Below are 15870 nucleotides of genomic sequence, written 5' to 3' on the forward strand. Positions count from 1 at the left end.
GTGAAAGCACTCCTGCTCGCCGGAGGGTCGGGCACCAGGCTGCGGCCGATCACCCACACCTCCGCCAAGCAGCTCGTCCCGGTCGCCAACAAGCCCGTCCTGTTCTACGGGCTGGAGGCCATCGGAGCCGCCGGGATCCGCGAGGTCGGGATCGTCGTGGGCGACACGCAGGCCGAGATCGAGGCGGCGGTCGGCGACGGCTCGGCGTTCGGCCTGGAGGTGACCTACCTGCGGCAGGAGGCGCCGCTGGGCCTCGCCCACGCCGTGCTGATCGCCCGCGACTACCTCGGCGGCGACGACTTCGTCATGTACCTCGGCGACAACTTCGTCGTCGGCGGCATCGACGACATCGTGGCGCGGTTCACCCGCGAACGGCCGGACGCCCAGATCATGCTCACCCGCGTCGGCGACCCCCGGCAGTTCGGCGTGGCCGAGCTGGACGCCACCGGCCGCGTCGTCGGGCTGGAGGAGAAGCCCGCCGACCCCAAGAGCGACCTCGCGCTCGTCGGCGTCTACCTCTTCACCCCCGCGATCCACGACGCGGTGGCCGGGCTCAAGCCGTCGTGGCGGGGCGAGCTGGAGATCACCGACGCGATCCAGTGGCTGATCGAGGAGGGAAGGCGCGTCTCCTCCACCGTCATCACCGGCTACTGGAAGGACACCGGCAACGTCACCGACATGCTGGAGGTCAACCGGCTGGTCCTGGAGTCGCTGGAGCCCCGGGTGGACGGCCGGGCGGACGCCGCCAGCGAGCTGATCGGCCGGGTCGCCGTCGAGGCGGGCGCCGTGGTGGAGCGGTCGCGCATCGTCGGCCCGGCCGTCATCGGCGCCGGGACCCACGTCGTGGACAGCTACGTCGGCCCCTTCACCTCCATCGCGGCCGGCTGCCTGATCTCCGGCAGCGAGATCGAGTACTCGATCGTGCTGCCCAGGTCCTCGATCCGCGGGGTCTCCCGCATCGAGGCGTCCCTCATCGGCCACGACGTCGAGGTCACCCCCGCCCCCGCCATCCCCCGAGCCCACCGCCTCGTGCTGGGCGATCACAGCAAGGTGCAGATAATTTCATGACAGACTCCGGTCGCACCGCCGCCCGCGTGTTCCGCCGTGTCCTGGTCACCGGCGGCGCCGGGTTCATCGGCTCCCACTTCGCCCGCTCGCTCGCCGCGGACGGCGTCGCCGTGACGGTCCTCGACAAGCTGACCTACGCCGGCAACCCGGCGAACCTGCGCGACGTCCCGCACGACTTCGTGCGCGGCGACGTCTGCGACGCCGCGCTCCTGGCGGAGGTCGTGCCCGGCCACGACCTCGTGGTCAACTTCGCCGCCGAGTCCCACGTGGACCGGTCGATCGAAGGGCCGGCCGAGTTCACCCGGACCAACGTCCTCGGCACGCAGACGCTGATGCAGGCGTGCCTTTCGGCGGGTGTCCCGCGGGTGGTGCAGGTGTCCACCGACGAGGTGTACGGGTCGATCGACAGCGGCTCCTGGGACGAGTCCGCGCCGCTGCGGCCCCGCTCGCCGTACGCGGCGGCCAAGGCGGGCGGCGACATGATCGCGCTCGCCTACGCCGTCACCTACGGCCTGCCGGTGTCGGTCACCCGCTGCGGCAACAACTACGGCCCCTACCAGTACCCGGAGAAGGTGATCCCCCTCTTCGTGACCAACCTGCTGCGCGGCCTGAAGGTGCCCCTGTACGGCGACGGCGGCAACGTGCGCGACTGGATCCACGTCGCCGACCACTGCGCGGGCATCCGCCTGGTGGCCGAGCGCGGCGAGCCCGGCGAGGTCTACCACATCGCCGGTACGGCGGAGCTGAACAACGTCGAGCTCACCGAGCGGCTGCTCGCGGCCTGCGACGCCGGATGGGACATGGTCGAGCGCGTCACCGACCGCAAGGGGCACGACCGCCGCTACTCGCTGGACGACGCGAGGCTGCGCGCCCTCGGCTACCGCCCGGCCGTGCCGTTCGACCGGGGGCTGGCCGACACCGTCCGCTGGTACACCGACAACCCCGACTGGTGGAAGGCCGCCGTGGAGGAGCGCCGCGGGGAGCCCCGGCCCGCCCTCGGGGACGCTTCCCGGGTCGCTGCCGGGGTCGCGTCAGGCGGCGACGCCCGCGAGGCTCCCCGGGGTCTCGCGGTGACCGCGCCGGGCGAGGGGGACGCGTGACCCGCTGGCTGGTCACCGGCGCCTCCGGCATGCTCGCCACCGAGCTGCTGCGCCGCCTTTCCGCCGACGGCGAGGACGTCGTCGCGCTCGGCAGGGCCGGCCTCGACCTGCGCGACACGCACGCCGTACACCGCCTGGTGCCTGACCTGCGGCCCGACGTCGTGGTGAACTGCGCCGCGTGGACCGCGGTGGACGACGCCGAGACCCGCGAGGCCGAGGCGCTGGCCGTCAACGGGCACGGCGTGCGGGCGCTGGCCGAGGCGTGCCGGACGGCCGGCGCGCGGCTGGTCCAGCCGTCCACCGACTACGTCTTCGACGGCTCCGCCCGCGCCCCCTATCCCGAGGACGCCTCGACCGGGCCGGTCAACGCCTACGGGCGCACCAAGCTCGCGGGCGAGCGCGCGGTGCTGGAGACGCTCCCCGACTCCGGCTACGTCGTGCGGACCGCCTGGCTGTACGGCGGGGCCGGCCGGAACTTCGTCCGCGCGATCCTCGCGGCGGAGCGGGCGCGGCCGGTCGTGGACGTCGTGGCCGACCAGTTCGGCCAGCCGACCTGGGCCGGCGACCTCGCGGCCGGGATCGTCGCGCTGGGCCGTTCGGACGCCCCGCCGGGCGTCTACCACGCCACCGGATCCGGCGCCACGAGCTGGTACGGCTTCGCCCGGGAGATCTTCGAGCTGGCCGGCGCGGACCCGGCGCGGGTCAACCCGGTCACGGCCGGGGAGTTCCCCCGTCCGGCGCGGCGACCGGCCTACGGAGTGCTGGGACACGACCGCTGGCGGCGGGCGGGGCTGCCGCCGCTGCGGCACTGGCGGGAGGCGCTGCGAGAGTCCGATGTGCTGGTCAGAGGCTAGGGCCGCCGGCGCCGCCCACGACGGGGAGGCCGGGGGCGGCGTCCAGGGCGGGGCCGGGGGCGGTGCCGTACGGGTCCGGAACCCGGGCGGCCCCGTCCGCGGCGGTGGCACGGTCCACGGCGGCCAGGCGGCGGTAGTGCGCCACGCAGGTCTCGTAGCGGGGCAGCAGACCCGCCGCGAGCGCCTCGGCGAGGGTGGGCGCGGCGGCGTCCTTGTCCGACAGGATCGGCTCCACGCCGGCCGGCCACTCGATGCCGACGGCCGGGTCGAGCGGGTGGACGCCGTGCTCGCGGGCCGGGGTGTAGGGCTCCGAACACAGGTAGACGACCGTGGCCTCCTCGGTGAGCGCCATGAAGCCGTGGCCCAGCCCCTCGGCGACGTACAGGCCGCGCCGCGACTCCTCGTCCAGGCGCACCGTCTCCCACCGGCCGAAGGTGGGCGAACCCACCCGGATGTCCACCACCACGTCCAGGACGGCTCCGGAGACGCACGTGAGGTACTTCGCCTGGCCGGGCGGCACGTCCGCGAAGTGGACGCCCCGCACCACCCCGCGCCGGGAGACGGAGCAGTTGGCCTGGGCCAGACCGAGTCCGCGCCCGGTCGCCTCCCGCAGGCCGTCGGAGAGGAAGACCTCGGCGAACGTGCCGCGCCGGTCGGCGTGGACCCGCGGCGCGTGGACCCACGCGCCGTCGATGCTCAGCGGCTTCATGGGCCGAAGCATGCCACGGCGGTGTAACGCGGCGGAGGAAACGGGCGAAATTCAAGGGTCCCCGCCCGCTGAAGTGATCTTGGCGAACATCGGTCGAGCCGCGTCACGCGGCGAGGGAGCGTAACGAATGACAACCTGCCGGCTGTGCGGTTCGACGAGCCTCGCCGGCGTCGTCGACCTGGGGGCGACGCCGCCCTGCGAGCGGTTCCTGACCGCCGACCGGCTCGACGAGCCGGAGCCGACCTACCCGCTGCACCTGCGGGTGTGCACCGTCTGCTGGCTGGCGCAGATCCCGCCGCTGATCACCCCCGAGGACACCTTCACCGAGTACGCCTATTTCTCGTCCTACTCGACGTCGTGGGTGGAGCACGCGCGGCGGTTCGTGGACGACGCGGCGGAGCGGCTGGGGCTGGACGGCGGCTCGTTCGTCGTCGAGGTGGCGAGCAACGACGGCTACCTGCTGCGGCACGTCGTCGACCGGGGCATCCGCTGCCTGGGCGTCGAGCCGTCGGCGAACGTCGGGCAGGCGGCCAGGGAGCGCGGCGTGCCGACACTGGAGGCGTTCCTCGGCCCGGAGACCGGCGCGGAGGTGCGCGCCGGGCACGGGCCGGCCGACCTCGTCGTGGCCAACAACGTCTACGCCCACATCCCCGACGTCGTCGGCTTCACCAGGGGCCTGCGCGCGCTCGTCGCCGACGACGGGTGGGTCTCGATCGAGGTGCAGCACCTGCTGACGCTGATGGAGCTGAACCAGTACGACACGATCTACCACGAGCACTTCCAGTACTACACGGTCGCCTCCGCCCGCCGCGCCCTGGCCTCGGGCGGGCTGGCCCTGGTGGACGTCGAGCGGCTGCCGACCCACGGGGGCTCGATCCGGCTGTGGGCCCGCCCCAAGGAGGCGGCGGGCGAGCCGTCGGAGTGGGTGGCCGAGGCGCTCGCCGAGGAGAAGGCCGCCGGCCTGCACGAACTGGCCGGGTACGCCGAGTTCGCCGACCGGGTGGCCCGCGTCCGGCGCGACCTGCTGGGGTTCCTGCTGCGGGCCGCGGAGGAGGGCCGCACGGTCGTCGGGTACGGCGCGCCGGGCAAGGGCAACACGCTGCTCAACCACTGCGGCGTCCGCCCCGACCTGCTCCGCTACACCGTCGACCGCAACCCCTACAAGCACGGCAGGTTCACCCCGGGCGCGCGGATCCCGATCCACCCGCCCGAGCGGATCGCCGAGGACCGGCCCGACTACGTGCTGGTCCTGCCGTGGAACCTGCGCGAGGAGCTCACCGGCCAGCTGTCCTTCGTCGGCGAGTGGGGCGGCCGGCTGGTCTTCCCCATCCCGAGACTGGAGATCGTCGAGGTGAAGCCGTGAAGGTCGTCCTCTTCTGCGGCGGGTACGGCACGCGGATGCGCAGCGGGACCCCCGGTGACGTGCCCAAGCCCATGCAGCTCGTGGGCCCCCGCCCGCTCATCTGGCATGTGATGCGGTACTACGCGCACTTCGGGCACACCGAGTTCGTCCTGTGCCTGGGCTACGGCGCGCACCACATCAAGGACTTCTTCCTGAACTACGAGGAGACCACCTCCAACGACTTCGTGCTGCGCGGCGGCCGGGTCGAGCTGCTGTCCACCGACATCTCCGAGTGGTCGATCTCGTTCGTGCAGACCGGCATCGACTCGCCCATCGGCGAACGGCTGCGCCGGGTCCGCGACCACCTCGGCGGCGACGACATGTTCCTCGCCAACTACGCCGACGTCCTCACCGACGCGCCGCTGCCGGAGATCATCGACCGCTTCGCCGCCTCCGGCGCGGGCGCCTCGATGATGGTCGTCCCGCCCTCGGACACCTTCCACTGCGTGGAGCTGGGCGAGCGCGGGCTGGTCGGCGGCATCACCCCGGTCAGCCGGATGCCGCTGTGGGTGAACGGCGGGTACTTCGTGCTCCGGCAGGAGGTCTTCGACCACATCCCGCCGGGCGGCGACCTCGTCACGGACGGCTGCGCCGAGCTGGCCAAGCGCGGCCGGCTGCTCGCCTACCCGCACCGCGGCTACTGGCGGCCGACCGACACGGTGCGGGAGCGGGTCGCCCTGGACGAGGCGTACTCGCGGGGCGAGCGGCCGTGGGCGCTGTGGGAGCGCGAACCCGGCACGCCGCCGCCTCCGCCGGGAACGGTCCCACGGGCCGCGGCGGCCGTACCGGCGGGGGTCGGAGCCACAGCCGGTACGGCCGCCGAGGCCCCGGAGGGACCGGCTGCCCGAGCCGTACCGGAGGCGCGGACCCCGTGATCGGATTCCGGACGCCGCCGGGCCACGGCGAGATCGCCCTGCTCGCCGCGCACTGCGACGACCTCGCCATCGGCGCCGGCGGCACCCTGCTCACCCTCTGTACGGCCCGCCCCGGCCTGCGGGTGGACGCGCTGGTGCTCTCCGGCGGCGGCACCGAGCGGGAGGACGAGGAGCACGCCGCCCTCGCGGCCTTCTGCCCCGGCGCGGACCTGCGGCTGACCGTGCTGAAACTGCCCGACGGGCGGCTGCCCGCGTACTGGGACGAGGCCAAGGACGCGGTCGAGGACCTGCGCGCGAGGACCGACCCCGACCTGCTGTTCGCGCCGCACCCCGGCGACGCCCACCAGGACCACCGGGGCCTGGCGAAGCTCGTGCCCACGGCCTTCCGCGACCACCAGGTGCTCGGCTACGAGATCGTCAAATGGGACGGCGACCTCGGGCGGCCGTCGGTCTACCAGCCGCTCGCCCCGGAGGTCGCCGAGGCGAAGGCGTCCCTGCTGCACGAGCACTACCCCTCCCAGCGCCGGCGGCCCTGGTACGACCGGGAGGCGTTCCTCGGCCTGGCCCGCATCCGCGGGATCGAATGCCACGCCCGCTACGCCGAGGCGTTCCACGTAAACAAGCTGACCCTTGATCTGGCTGGAGGAGAGACGCGATGCGGGTGCTGCTGACCGGGCATCAGGGATACCTGGGGAGCGTGATGGCCCCGGCGCTGGCCGGGGCGGGTCACGAGGTCACCGGCCTGGACTCCGGGCTGTTCGCCGACTGCGTCCTGGGCCCCGCGCCCGCCGACCCGGGCGGGCACCCGACCGACCTGCGGGACGTCACCGCCGCACAGTTGGCCGGGGTGGACGCGGTGATCCACCTGGCCGCGCTGTCCAACGACCCGCTCGGCTCGCTGGCGCCGGAGCTGACCTACGAGATCAACCACCACGCGTCGGTACGGCTGGCCCGGCTGGCCCGCGACGCGGGCGTGCGGCGGTTCCTGTACGCCTCCACCTGCTCGGTCTACGGCGCCTCCGGCGGCGACGACCTGGTCGGCGAGGACGCGCCGCTGCGCCCGGTGACCCCGTACGCCGAGTCCAAGGTCCGCGTCGAGGACGACCTGGCCGAGCTGGCCGACGGCGACTTCAGCCCGGTGTTCCTGCGCAACGCCACCGCGTTCGGCTTCTCGCCCCGGCTGCGGGCCGACATCGTGCTGAACAACCTCGTGGGGCACGCGCTGCTGACCGGGGAGGTCCGGGTGCTGTCCGACGGCACCCCGTGGCGGCCGCTGGTGCACGCCCGCGACATCGCCGACGCCTTCGTCCTGGCGCTGACCGCGCCTCGGGACGCGGTGCACGCCAGGGCGTTCAACGTGGGCACCGAGCAGAACAACGTGCGGGTGTCGGAGATCGCCGCCGAGGTCGCCGAGGCGGTGCCCGGCTCCCGGCTGGTGATCACCGGCGAGGCCGGGGCGGACCCGCGGTCCTACCGGGTCGACTTCTCCCGGGTGCGCGCCGCGCTGCCCGGCTACCAGGCGCGCTGGACGGTCAAGGCGGGCGCGGCCGAGCTGGTGGAGTCCTACGAGCGGCACGGCCTGACGGGGCACGACTTCCAGCGGCGCTTCACCCGCCTGGCCCGGCTGGCGGACCGGCGGACGGCCGGCACCGTCGACGACACGCTCCGGCCGGTCGCCGGCGACGCGCTCCGGCCGAGGGACGGCCGCCGATGACCGCCGGAACCCCCGGGCCCGGAGCCCCCGGAACCCCCGGGCCCGAAACCCCTGGAGCCCCCGGAACCTCCGGAACCGCCGGGCCCGGAGCCCGGCGGGAGGCCGACGACGAGGGGGGGACGGCCGGAACGACCCGGACCGGCTCATCCGATCCGGCGGGACCGGCCCGGCCGGACGCACCCGGCACGGCCGGGGACGAGGGCCGGGAGATGCACGCCCTGGTCGAGCGGCTCTACCCGCTGTGCCGGAGCATCACCGGCGACGGCGTGCGCCGGACCCTGGACATCGTCGGCGAGAGCGTCCCGCTCCGGATCCGCGAGGTCCCGACGGGGACGCAGGTCCTCGACTGGACCGTGCCGAAGGAGTGGAACATCCGCGACGCCTACGTCAAGGACGCCTCCGGTCGGAGGGTCGTCGACTTCGCCGCGTCGAACCTGCACGTGGTCGGATACAGCGTCCCGGTGTCGGCCTCCATGACCCTCGCCGAGCTGCGCCCCCACCTGCACACGCTGCCCGAGCAGCCCGGCCTGACCCCGTACCGCACCAGCTACTACGCCGAGACCTGGGGCTTCTGCCTTCCGGAGGACACGCTCGCGGCCCTGCCGGAGGGCCGCTACGAGGTCCGGATCGACTCGACCCTCGCCGACGGCCACCTCACCTACGGCGAGCACGTGGTGCCCGGCCGCACCTCCGAGGAGGTGCTCGTCTCCTGCCACGTGTGCCACCCGTCGCTGGCCAACGACAACCTCGCGGGCATCGCGGTGGCCACCCGCCTCGCTCGGCGGCTGGCCGGGACCGACCCCCACTACACCTACCGCTTCCTGTTCGCGCCCGGCACCATCGGCGCGATCACCTGGCTGGCCCTCAACCGGGAGCGCGCCGGAGACATCCGGCACGGCCTCGTGCTGGCCTGCGCCGGGGACCGCGGCCACCTGACCTACAAGCGCAGCAGGCGGGGCGACGCCGCCGTGGACCGGGCCGCGGCCCACGTGCTGCGCGCCTCGGGCCGGCCCCACGAGGTCGTGGACTTCTCCCCGTACGGCTACGACGAACGGCAGTTCTGCTCCCCGGGGTTCGACCTGCCGGTGGGCTGCCTGACCCGCACGCCGTACGCCGGCTACCCCGAGTACCACACCTCGGGCGACGACCCCGGCTTCGTGACGCCGGAGGCCATGGCCGACACCCTCGAAGCCTGCTGGGAGATCACCCGGGTGCTGGAGGGCGACCGCCGGTACCTCAACCTCAGCCCGTACGGCGAGCCGCAGCTCGGCAGGAGGGGCCTGTACGGCTCGCTGGGCGGGCGCAGTGACGCGAAACAGGCGCAGATGGCGATGCTGTGGGTGCTGAACCTCTCGGACGGCGACCACGGCCTGCTGGACGTCGCGGAACGGTCCGGCCTGCCGTTCCACGTGGTGGAGGACGCGGCGCGGGACCTCCGCGACGCCGGACTGCTCAAGGAGCTGGGATGACGGCGACACGGACCGCCCCGGACGCGGACGCCCTCGGCCTCCGGGTGGGAGATCTGGTAGAGGTGCGCGGCGAGGCCGAGATTTTGGCCACGCTGGACGAGCGGGGCGAACTGGAGGGCCTGCCCTTCATGCCGGAGATGCTGGCCTACTGCGGGCGGCGGCTCACCGTGCACAAGGTGGCGCACAAGGTGTGCGACACCATCGGCCGCAGCGGCATGCGGCGGATGGAGCGCGCCGTCCACCTCACCGGCGCGCGCTGCGACGGCAGCGCGCACGGCGGCTGCCAGACGGCCTGCCTCATGTACTGGAAGGAGGCGTGGCTCAGACGGATCGACCCCGACGCCCCTCCGGAACCGGGGGCCCCCGCCGATCCGGTGGGGGCCTCGCCCGGCGCCGCCGTACCGGGGCGGGGGGACGGCTCCTTCGCCGCGCTCGGCGCGCTGGGCTCGGCCGTGCCGTCCGGGCCCGCGCCGTCCGGGGCCGCTTCGGGGCCGGCCGTGTCGTCCGGGTCCGCTCCGGAGCCGGCCGTGCCGCCCGGTCCCGCGCCGGGGCGTCGCCTGCTGCCGCTCCTCGAGGCGGCCGCCAGGAAGGAGCCGGGCCCCGACGGCGAGGAGCGGTTCTCCTGCCAGGGGACCGAGATGCTGCGCGCCGCGCCGTCCTGCCTGCCGCTCAAGGACGTCCGGCAGTACGTCATGGACGTGCGCACCGGCAACGCGGGACCGCTGTTCGTGCTCCGAGCCCTCCTCATCGGGATCTTCAACCGGGTCCAGGACCGCAGCCGGAAGCTGCCCGGGTGGCTGCGGTTCCGGGACGGCATGCGGTGGGGGTTCGTCGCGGGGCGGCTCACCGGCGCGACGCCGGGCGCCACCCTCGACCTGCGACCGGGCGAGCTCGTCCGGATCAAGTCGAAGGCGGAGATCCTCAGGACCCTCAACCAGGACCGGCTCAACCGGGGGATGGGGTTCGACGAGGAGATGTCGCGGTACTGCGGGCGGACCGCGCGGGTGCTGTCCCGGGTGGACCGCTGCATCGACGAGCGGACCGGCCGGATGCTCACGATGAAGAGCCCCTGCATCGTCCTGGAGGGCATCGTCTGCGCGGGTGCCTACACCGTGAGCTGCCCCCGGGCGTTCATCCCGTTCTGGCGGGAGATCTGGCTGGAGCGGGTCGAGGGGCCGGCCTGAGAGGGGCCGGCCTGAGAGGGGCCGGCCTGAGAGGAACAGGCCGGGAGGACCCGATCGGAAAGGGGTCGGCCTGCGAGGAACCGGCCCGGGAGCGACCCGCCTGGCCCGCCGTACGCCGGAGAAGGGCGTCGGCCGGTGGGCGGACGGTGAGAGGCGAGAGATGGAAGACGGTCAGGGCGCGGCGCCGGCCACCGGCGTCGCCCCCGGGCGGCCCGGCGGAGCCGCGGACTCAGACGGCGGCCCCGCGCTCCGGGAGGAGGTCCACCCCGGTTCGGACACTGCGGATCCGGGCGGCGGCCAGGCCGGGGAGATCGGCCGGCAGGCGGGGCGCGGGCTGCGCTGGAGCGTGCTCGGCAACCTGGTGATGAAGGCCGGCTCGTTCACCATGAGCCTCGTCCTCGCCCGCCTGCTGGTGCCCGAGGACTTCGGCGTCTACGCCATCGCGCTGGCCGCCAGCCAGTTCGTCCTCTACGTCAACGACGCGGGCGTCATCGCGGCCGTCGTGCAGTGGCGGGGCCGGCTGGAGGACATCGCGCCCACCGCGACCGTCGTGGCCATCGCCTCAAGCGTCGCCCTGTACGGGGTCTTCTGGGCGGTCGCGCCGTACTTCGCGGAGATGTCCGGCAACGAGGGCGCCACCGGGGTGATCCGGGTGCTCAGCGCCACCAACCTCGTCTACGGCCTGACCGCCGTGCGCAGCGCGGCGCTGATGCGCAGGTTCCAGCAGGACCGGCTCACCCGGGCCAACCTGGCGGGCTTCTGCGTGAACGCCCCGGTGACCATCGGGCTCGCCGCCGCGGGCGCCGGCGCCTACAGCTTCGCCTGGGGCCAGCTCGCCGGCGCCGCCGTCACCGGGGTGCTGGTGGTCGTCTTCGCCCGGGTGCGGATCAGCGTCGGGCTGGACCGCGCGGCCGCCGGCCGGCTCCTGGTGTTCGGACTCCCCCTGTGCGTCAGCCTGGGCATCGAGGGGGTGCTGCTGAACGCCGACTCCGTCATCGTCGGCGACACCCTCGGCGCCGCTCAGCTCGGCTTCTACCTGCTGGCCTTCAACATCTCCAGCTGGGTGCCCGGCCTGGTCGGCACCGCCATCCGCTACGTCGCGCTGCCCGGCTTCTCCCGGCTGGCCGAGGAGGACCGGGAGTCGCTGTCGCGGGGGGTGGGGCGGGCCGTACCGCTGCTGGTCTCCGTCGTCCTGCCGATCGCCGTGGTGCTCGGCACGCTCGCCCCCTCGGTGGTGGTCCTCCTGTACGGCGAGCGCTGGGCGCCCGCCGCCGAGGTGCTGCGGTTCCTCGCGATCCTCATGGTCGTGCGGATGCTGGCCGCCCTGGCGGTGGACATCCTCGCGGCCATGGGCGCGACCCGGTCCACCGTGTGGCTCAACCTGGGCTGGGCCGTGGCGCTGGTGCCCGCCCTGATGGCCGGCGCGCGCCTGGACGGCATCCGGGGGGCGGCGGTCGCGCACGCGGTGGTCGCGCTGCTGGTGGCGCTGCCGCTGACCGCGCTCGTCCTGCACCGGGCCGGGGTGGCCATCGCCCCGATCGCCTCCGCCCTGGTGCGGCCGCTGCTGAGCGGCGCGCTGGCGGCGGCGGTGATGACCGCGCTGGCGCACGTCACCCCGGACGTCCCGTTCGTACGGCTCTGCGTGGCGGGCGGCGCGGGAACGCTCGTCTTCGTGCTCCTCGTCGTACCGCGGGCCGAGCTGGGAAGGCTCGCCGCCCGGGTGGCCGGACCGGCGGCCGCCGGGTCCCGCCGTCCGGGCCGGGGAACGCCGGAGCACGCCGAACCCCCCGACCACGCCGAGCCTGTCCGATCATCCGGCCCCCGCCCGGGAGCGCCGGCCCACGCCCGGCCCCTGACCCACGCCGAACCCCCGGACCCCGCCCGGTGACGCCGGGCCCCGAACCCACCGAGTTGAGGAGAAGCGATGACCGGTCCCGGCACGCTGGTGTCCGTCGGGCTGCCGGTGCGTAACGGCGCCGCGCGGCTGGAGGGGGTGGTCCGGTCGGTGCTGGCCCAGGACCATCCGGACATCGAGCTGGTGATCTGCGACAACGCCTCCACGGACGGCACGGAGGAGATCTGCCGGGAGCTGGCGCGCGCCGACGACCGGATCGTCTACCACCGGCAGCCGGAGAACGTGGGGCTGCTCAACAACTTCATCGGCGCCGGGCGGCTCGCCCGGGGCGAGTTCCTGCGCTGGGTCGGCGACGACGACCGGCTGGAGCCCGGATGCGTCTCCCGGTCGCTGCGGGCCTTCGCCGAGGACGAGCGGCTCATCCTGGTCACCACGCAGGTCGCCTACACCGACCCGGACGGAACCACCCGGACCGGCGTCTACGAGGGCACCGGGCTGCGCTCCGACGACCCGGTCGAGCGGTTCGCCGAGATGCTGCGCCTGCTCAACGAGAGCCACCTGCTGATCGACCCGCTCTACGGGTTGATGCGCCGCTCCGTCGCGGTCGGCATCCCCCGGCGCAACATGCTCCGGGAGGACGAGGTGTTCGCGGCGAAGCTGGCGCTGGCCGGGCCGTGGGGGCACGTGCCCGAGCTGCTCGCCCACCGCAACTGGAAGCACGAACGCATGGGGACGATCGCCCGCCGGCTGGACGTGCCCCCCTGGCAGGCCCGGTTCTCCTCCACCCTGCAGTACCGCGAGCTGCTGCGCTGGCTCGACCGGAGCGGCCTCACCGACGACCGGCTCCGCCGCGCGCGGGCCGCCGTGCACCGGATGTACGCGCGCCGCCAGCGCGTGGTCGCGGCCCGGCGTGGACGCAGACTCGCCCGGATGGCGGCGAACCTGGTCACCTCCGGCCGGGTCGCCGGGCGTCCGGCGGCCGGCCCGCACCCGTGACGGCGCCGCCGTACGGCGCGCTTCCACGGTCCGGCGGAGGCGTCAGGGGCGTTCGGGGGCGGGACGCAGCGCCGCGCGCGCCCGTGACATCCGGCCCCGCATCGCCTCGCGCAGCGCGGGCCAGCCGCGGTGACGCTGGAACGGCAGCTCGAAGACCGCCGCGAACGAGCGGGCCGCCACCAGGCTCACCGGCCCGGCCACCGCGAGGGTGACCAGGAACGCCGGGACGCCGCCGGGCACGTGCGGGGCGACGACCAGCCGGTGGATCGCGACGACGATCGGCGCGTGGACCAGGTAGAGCGTGTAGGAGAAGGAGCCCAGGCTCCGCACCGGCCGCGTGTCCAGCAGCCGTACCAGCGCGGCCGGCCGGCCCGTCGCCACCCCCGCCAGCAGCAGGGCCACGGCGGGACCCAGCGTGAGATCGACCCAGAAGTAACGTTCCACGGTCCAGGCGGGGCCGCGCGCGACGACCAGCGCCAGCACCGGGACGCAGGCGAGCGCCGCCGCCCGGTGCCAGGGGAACCGCCGCACGCGCTCCCCGGCGGCGAGGACGCCCGCCGCGACCACACCCGCCGCGAACAGCGCGGCGAACTGCGGGGTCAGCCGGAGCAGCAGGCCCACCGGGTGCGACACGGGGGCGAGCAGTCCGACCGCCACCACGACGGCGGTGACGGCCGCGAGCATCGCGAACGCGCCGGCCCGGCGCAGCACCAGCAGCAGGAGGGGGAAGACCAGGTAGAGCTGCGCCTCCACGGCGATGGACCAGAAGGCGCCGTTGGGGCTCGGCGCGCCGAAGACGTCGTGCAGCAGCAGGCCGTAGACCAGCACCGACTTCGCGGTGGGAGTCCCTTCCCCGGGCTGGGGGACCAGGGTCCAGGCGACCACCAGGCTGAAGGCCAGGGCCGCCCAGTAGGGCGGGAGGATGCGCCAGGCGCGGCGGCGGGCGAACCGGCGCACGCCGCCCAGCCGCCACCCGGACCGAGCCGGGGAGACCGCCAGCGAGAAACCCGACAGGACGATGAACACCACCACCGCGAAGTGGCCGTAGACGAGCCAGGAGAGCCAGCCCGGCCCGGTGTCGGCGGGATAGCCGGGGAAGGCGAGCAGCCGGCAGTGGTGCACCAGCACGAACAGGGCCGCCACACCGCGGATCCCGTCGAGCCCCGGCAGCCGGCCGCGTTCCCCGGGCCGGGCCGCCGCGGACTCCGCGGACTCCGTGGCTTCCGCGGTTTCCGCGGTTTCCGTGGGGGTCGCGGGCTCCGTGCCGGCGGCGGCCTCCGAGGGTCCCGGGCCTCCCCGGCTCACCGCCCGGACCGGGGCCACCGACGCCCCGGCCGGCCCTGGCCCGGTCGATCCGTCCTGGTCGTCCCCGGGTGAGGCCCCCATCCGATCAACCCCCGTCTCGGGCGGCACAGCCCCGTTATCCGGGCCTTTTTTGACCTGTCGACGGGTCTATCGCTGTATGGTCGCCAGACGTAACATCCGGGAAGGGGGTGCCGACCGGAATGGTCTCCCAGCCGACCGACGTAACGAGGAACCCGCGTTTTCCGATTGGTGACTGTATTGTCTCGGGGCCCGGTGACGCCCCGGCACAAATAGGGGCGGAGACCTATGGATTTCTGGAAGGCCGTTTTCGCTCTGGTCAGACGGAGATTCATCGGCCCCCCGCTGCTCGCCCTGTCGCTCGTCGCCGCCGCGCTGGCGTTCAACCTCGTGCCCACCACCTACGTCTCGACCACGTCGATGGTGCTGACCACCCCCGCGACCGGCGGGACGCTCCCGGCCGACCCGACCAGGCCGATCGGACTGACCAACCCGCTTCTGCAGTTCAGTGACGGCCTGCGCGTCACGGCCGGCATCCTCATCCTGTCGATGAACACCCCCGAGGTCGCGGCCGAACTGGGCCTGGTGCAGGGCGGCACCACCGAGATCACGATCAATGACGGACGCACCAACCCGGACCTGCTGGGCATCAGCACCAACGGCCCGTTCGTCTACGTGGAGGTGCGGAGCCGGTCCGCCGCCGAGGCCCAGAGCGTGGTCCTCAAGGCCAAGCAGCGCATCCGGAAGGAACTGCTCACCCGCCAGCAAGCGCTCAGGGCCCCGCGTTCCACCTTCATCTCGGTCGTCGACGTCGTGCCCTCGTCCACCCCGGAAGCGAAGATCACGAGCAAGCTGATGGCCGCGGGCGGGGTGCTGTTCGCGGTGCTGACCATCGGCTTCGGCGTCGCGTACGGCGTGACGGAGGCGCGGGCGAGCGGGCGGCGCCGTGCCGCCGCCCCCGCGGGCCCGTCCTTCCCGACGGCGGCCCCGACGGCGGCCCCGACGGCCGGCGCGGAGCCGTCCCTGACCGTGTATCCGCCGTATCAGCCGTATCCGCCGGGGGACGTCCGCGGCTCCGCCGAAGGACCGTTCCACGACGAGCCCGCGCAGCTCGTGGTGGTACTGGACGAGGAGGAACCGCCTGAGCCTCCCGGCGGGGGCCACGCGGGCCGCGGGGGCCTCGGTGGAGACCACGAGGACTTCGCCGAGGACTTCGCCGAGGACTTCGATGGGGACCTCGACGACGACCACGGTGAGCGGGCGACGGACACGGTCGTCTTCACGCGCGCCGGCGGTCGCGGCGAGGAGTAGGAGGGACGAG

At 74.2% G+C, this 15870-nt stretch carries 14 protein-coding genes; 12 read left to right on the forward strand and 2 right to left on the reverse strand.

Annotation, left to right across the window (positions count from 1 at the left end):
* From AB0D67_RS27075 to rfbD, 3 genes are read left to right on the forward strand one after another with little or no spacing between them, the layout of a single operon-like run.
* Window positions 1-1068 carry a glucose-1-phosphate thymidylyltransferase gene (locus AB0D67_RS27075; protein ID WP_362941609.1) on the forward strand — a complete coding sequence of 356 codons (1068 nt, stop codon included), beginning with the start codon at window positions 1-3 and terminating at the stop codon, window positions 1066-1068.
* A complete protein-coding gene (gene rfbB / locus AB0D67_RS27080; RefSeq protein ID WP_362941612.1) occupies window positions 1065-2168 on the forward strand; it encodes a dTDP-glucose 4,6-dehydratase in 1104 nt (367 codons plus the stop codon). The genes AB0D67_RS27075 and rfbB overlap by 4 nt, the downstream gene beginning before the upstream one ends.
* Window positions 2165-3022 (forward strand): dTDP-4-dehydrorhamnose reductase, encoded by an 858-nt coding sequence (gene rfbD / locus AB0D67_RS27085; RefSeq protein WP_362941615.1) that lies wholly within the window; start codon window positions 2165-2167, stop codon window positions 3020-3022. Before rfbB ends, rfbD begins: the two co-directional genes overlap by 4 nt.
* Here the strand turns inward: rfbD and rfbC are convergent.
* Complete coding sequence (gene rfbC / locus AB0D67_RS27090) at window positions 3012-3731, reverse strand: dTDP-4-dehydrorhamnose 3,5-epimerase (RefSeq protein ID WP_362941618.1); 720 nt, start codon at window positions 3729-3731, stop codon at window positions 3012-3014. The two genes, rfbD and rfbC, sit on opposite strands and share 11 nt — an antisense overlap.
* 127 nt (window positions 3732-3858) lie before the next feature.
* Between rfbC and AB0D67_RS27095 the strand changes: the two genes are divergently transcribed.
* From AB0D67_RS27095 to AB0D67_RS27130, 8 genes are all read left to right on the forward strand, one after another.
* Window positions 3859-5094 carry a class I SAM-dependent methyltransferase gene (locus AB0D67_RS27095; RefSeq protein WP_362941621.1) on the forward strand — a complete coding sequence of 412 codons (1236 nt, stop codon included), beginning with the start codon at window positions 3859-3861 and terminating at the stop codon, window positions 5092-5094.
* Window positions 5091-6008, forward strand: a complete 918-nt coding sequence (locus tag AB0D67_RS27100; RefSeq protein ID WP_362941624.1) for a sugar phosphate nucleotidyltransferase — start codon at window positions 5091-5093, stop codon at window positions 6006-6008. The genes AB0D67_RS27095 and AB0D67_RS27100 overlap by 4 nt, the downstream gene beginning before the upstream one ends.
* Entirely contained in the window at window positions 6005-6679 is a 675-nt protein-coding gene (locus tag AB0D67_RS27105) for a PIG-L deacetylase family protein (protein ID WP_362941627.1), read from the forward strand. The genes AB0D67_RS27100 and AB0D67_RS27105 overlap by 4 nt, the downstream gene beginning before the upstream one ends.
* Window positions 6664-7722, forward strand: a complete 1059-nt coding sequence (locus AB0D67_RS27110; protein WP_362941630.1) for an SDR family oxidoreductase — start codon at window positions 6664-6666, stop codon at window positions 7720-7722. Before AB0D67_RS27105 ends, AB0D67_RS27110 begins: the two co-directional genes overlap by 16 nt.
* A gap of 209 nt (window positions 7723-7931) precedes the next feature.
* Window positions 7932-9191: a DUF4910 domain-containing protein gene (locus tag AB0D67_RS27115; protein ID WP_362941633.1), complete on the forward strand. Its 1260-nt coding sequence runs from the start codon at window positions 7932-7934 to the stop codon at window positions 9189-9191.
* Entirely contained in the window at window positions 9188-10375 is a 1188-nt protein-coding gene (locus tag AB0D67_RS27120; protein ID WP_362941636.1) for a hypothetical protein, read from the forward strand. The genes AB0D67_RS27115 and AB0D67_RS27120 overlap by 4 nt, the downstream gene beginning before the upstream one ends.
* Before the next feature lie 160 nt (window positions 10376-10535).
* Entirely contained in the window at window positions 10536-12263 is a 1728-nt protein-coding gene (locus tag AB0D67_RS27125) for an oligosaccharide flippase family protein (RefSeq protein ID WP_362941639.1), read from the forward strand.
* A 36-nt stretch (window positions 12264-12299) separates the two neighbouring features.
* A complete protein-coding gene (locus AB0D67_RS27130; RefSeq protein WP_362941642.1) occupies window positions 12300-13226 on the forward strand; it encodes a glycosyltransferase family 2 protein in 927 nt (308 codons plus the stop codon).
* Between the two features lie 42 nt (window positions 13227-13268).
* On the opposite strand, the gene AB0D67_RS27135 is transcribed toward AB0D67_RS27130, so the two are convergent.
* Complete coding sequence (locus tag AB0D67_RS27135) at window positions 13269-14396, reverse strand: acyltransferase (RefSeq protein ID WP_362941779.1); 1128 nt, start codon at window positions 14394-14396, stop codon at window positions 13269-13271.
* Between the two features lie 441 nt (window positions 14397-14837).
* On the opposite strand from AB0D67_RS27135, the gene AB0D67_RS27140 reads away from it, so the two are divergent.
* Entirely contained in the window at window positions 14838-15860 is a 1023-nt protein-coding gene (locus AB0D67_RS27140; RefSeq protein WP_362941645.1) for a hypothetical protein, read from the forward strand.
* Window positions 15861-15870: the final 10 nt, after the last annotated feature.

The sequence above is a fragment of the Streptosporangium sp. NPDC048047 genome (assembly GCF_040653115.1).
GTDB lineage: Bacteria > Actinomycetota > Actinomycetes > Streptosporangiales > Streptosporangiaceae > Streptosporangium.

What these genes read in the sequence shown, in the direction of transcription:
- AB0D67_RS27110 (WP_362941630.1), top strand. Translation starts at nt 6,664, where the DNA reads ATGCGGGTGCTGCTGACCGGGCATCAGGGATACCTGGGGAGCGTGATG.
- rfbB (WP_362941612.1), top strand. Translation starts at nt 1,065, where the DNA reads ATGACAGACTCCGGTCGCACCGCCGCCCGCGTGTTCCGCCGTGTCCTG.
- AB0D67_RS27130 (WP_362941642.1), top strand. Translation starts at nt 12,300, where the DNA reads ATGACCGGTCCCGGCACGCTGGTGTCCGTCGGGCTGCCGGTGCGTAAC.
- AB0D67_RS27120 (WP_362941636.1), top strand. Translation starts at nt 9,188, where the DNA reads ATGACGGCGACACGGACCGCCCCGGACGCGGACGCCCTCGGCCTCCGG.
- rfbC (WP_362941618.1), bottom strand. Translation starts at nt 3,731, where the DNA reads ATGAAGCCGCTGAGCATCGACGGCGCGTGGGTCCACGCGCCGCGGGTC.
- AB0D67_RS27140 (WP_362941645.1), top strand. Translation starts at nt 14,838, where the DNA reads ATGGATTTCTGGAAGGCCGTTTTCGCTCTGGTCAGACGGAGATTCATC.
- AB0D67_RS27095 (WP_362941621.1), top strand. Translation starts at nt 3,859, where the DNA reads ATGACAACCTGCCGGCTGTGCGGTTCGACGAGCCTCGCCGGCGTCGTC.
- AB0D67_RS27115 (WP_362941633.1), top strand. Translation starts at nt 7,932, where the DNA reads ATGCACGCCCTGGTCGAGCGGCTCTACCCGCTGTGCCGGAGCATCACC.
- AB0D67_RS27125 (WP_362941639.1), top strand. Translation starts at nt 10,536, where the DNA reads ATGGAAGACGGTCAGGGCGCGGCGCCGGCCACCGGCGTCGCCCCCGGG.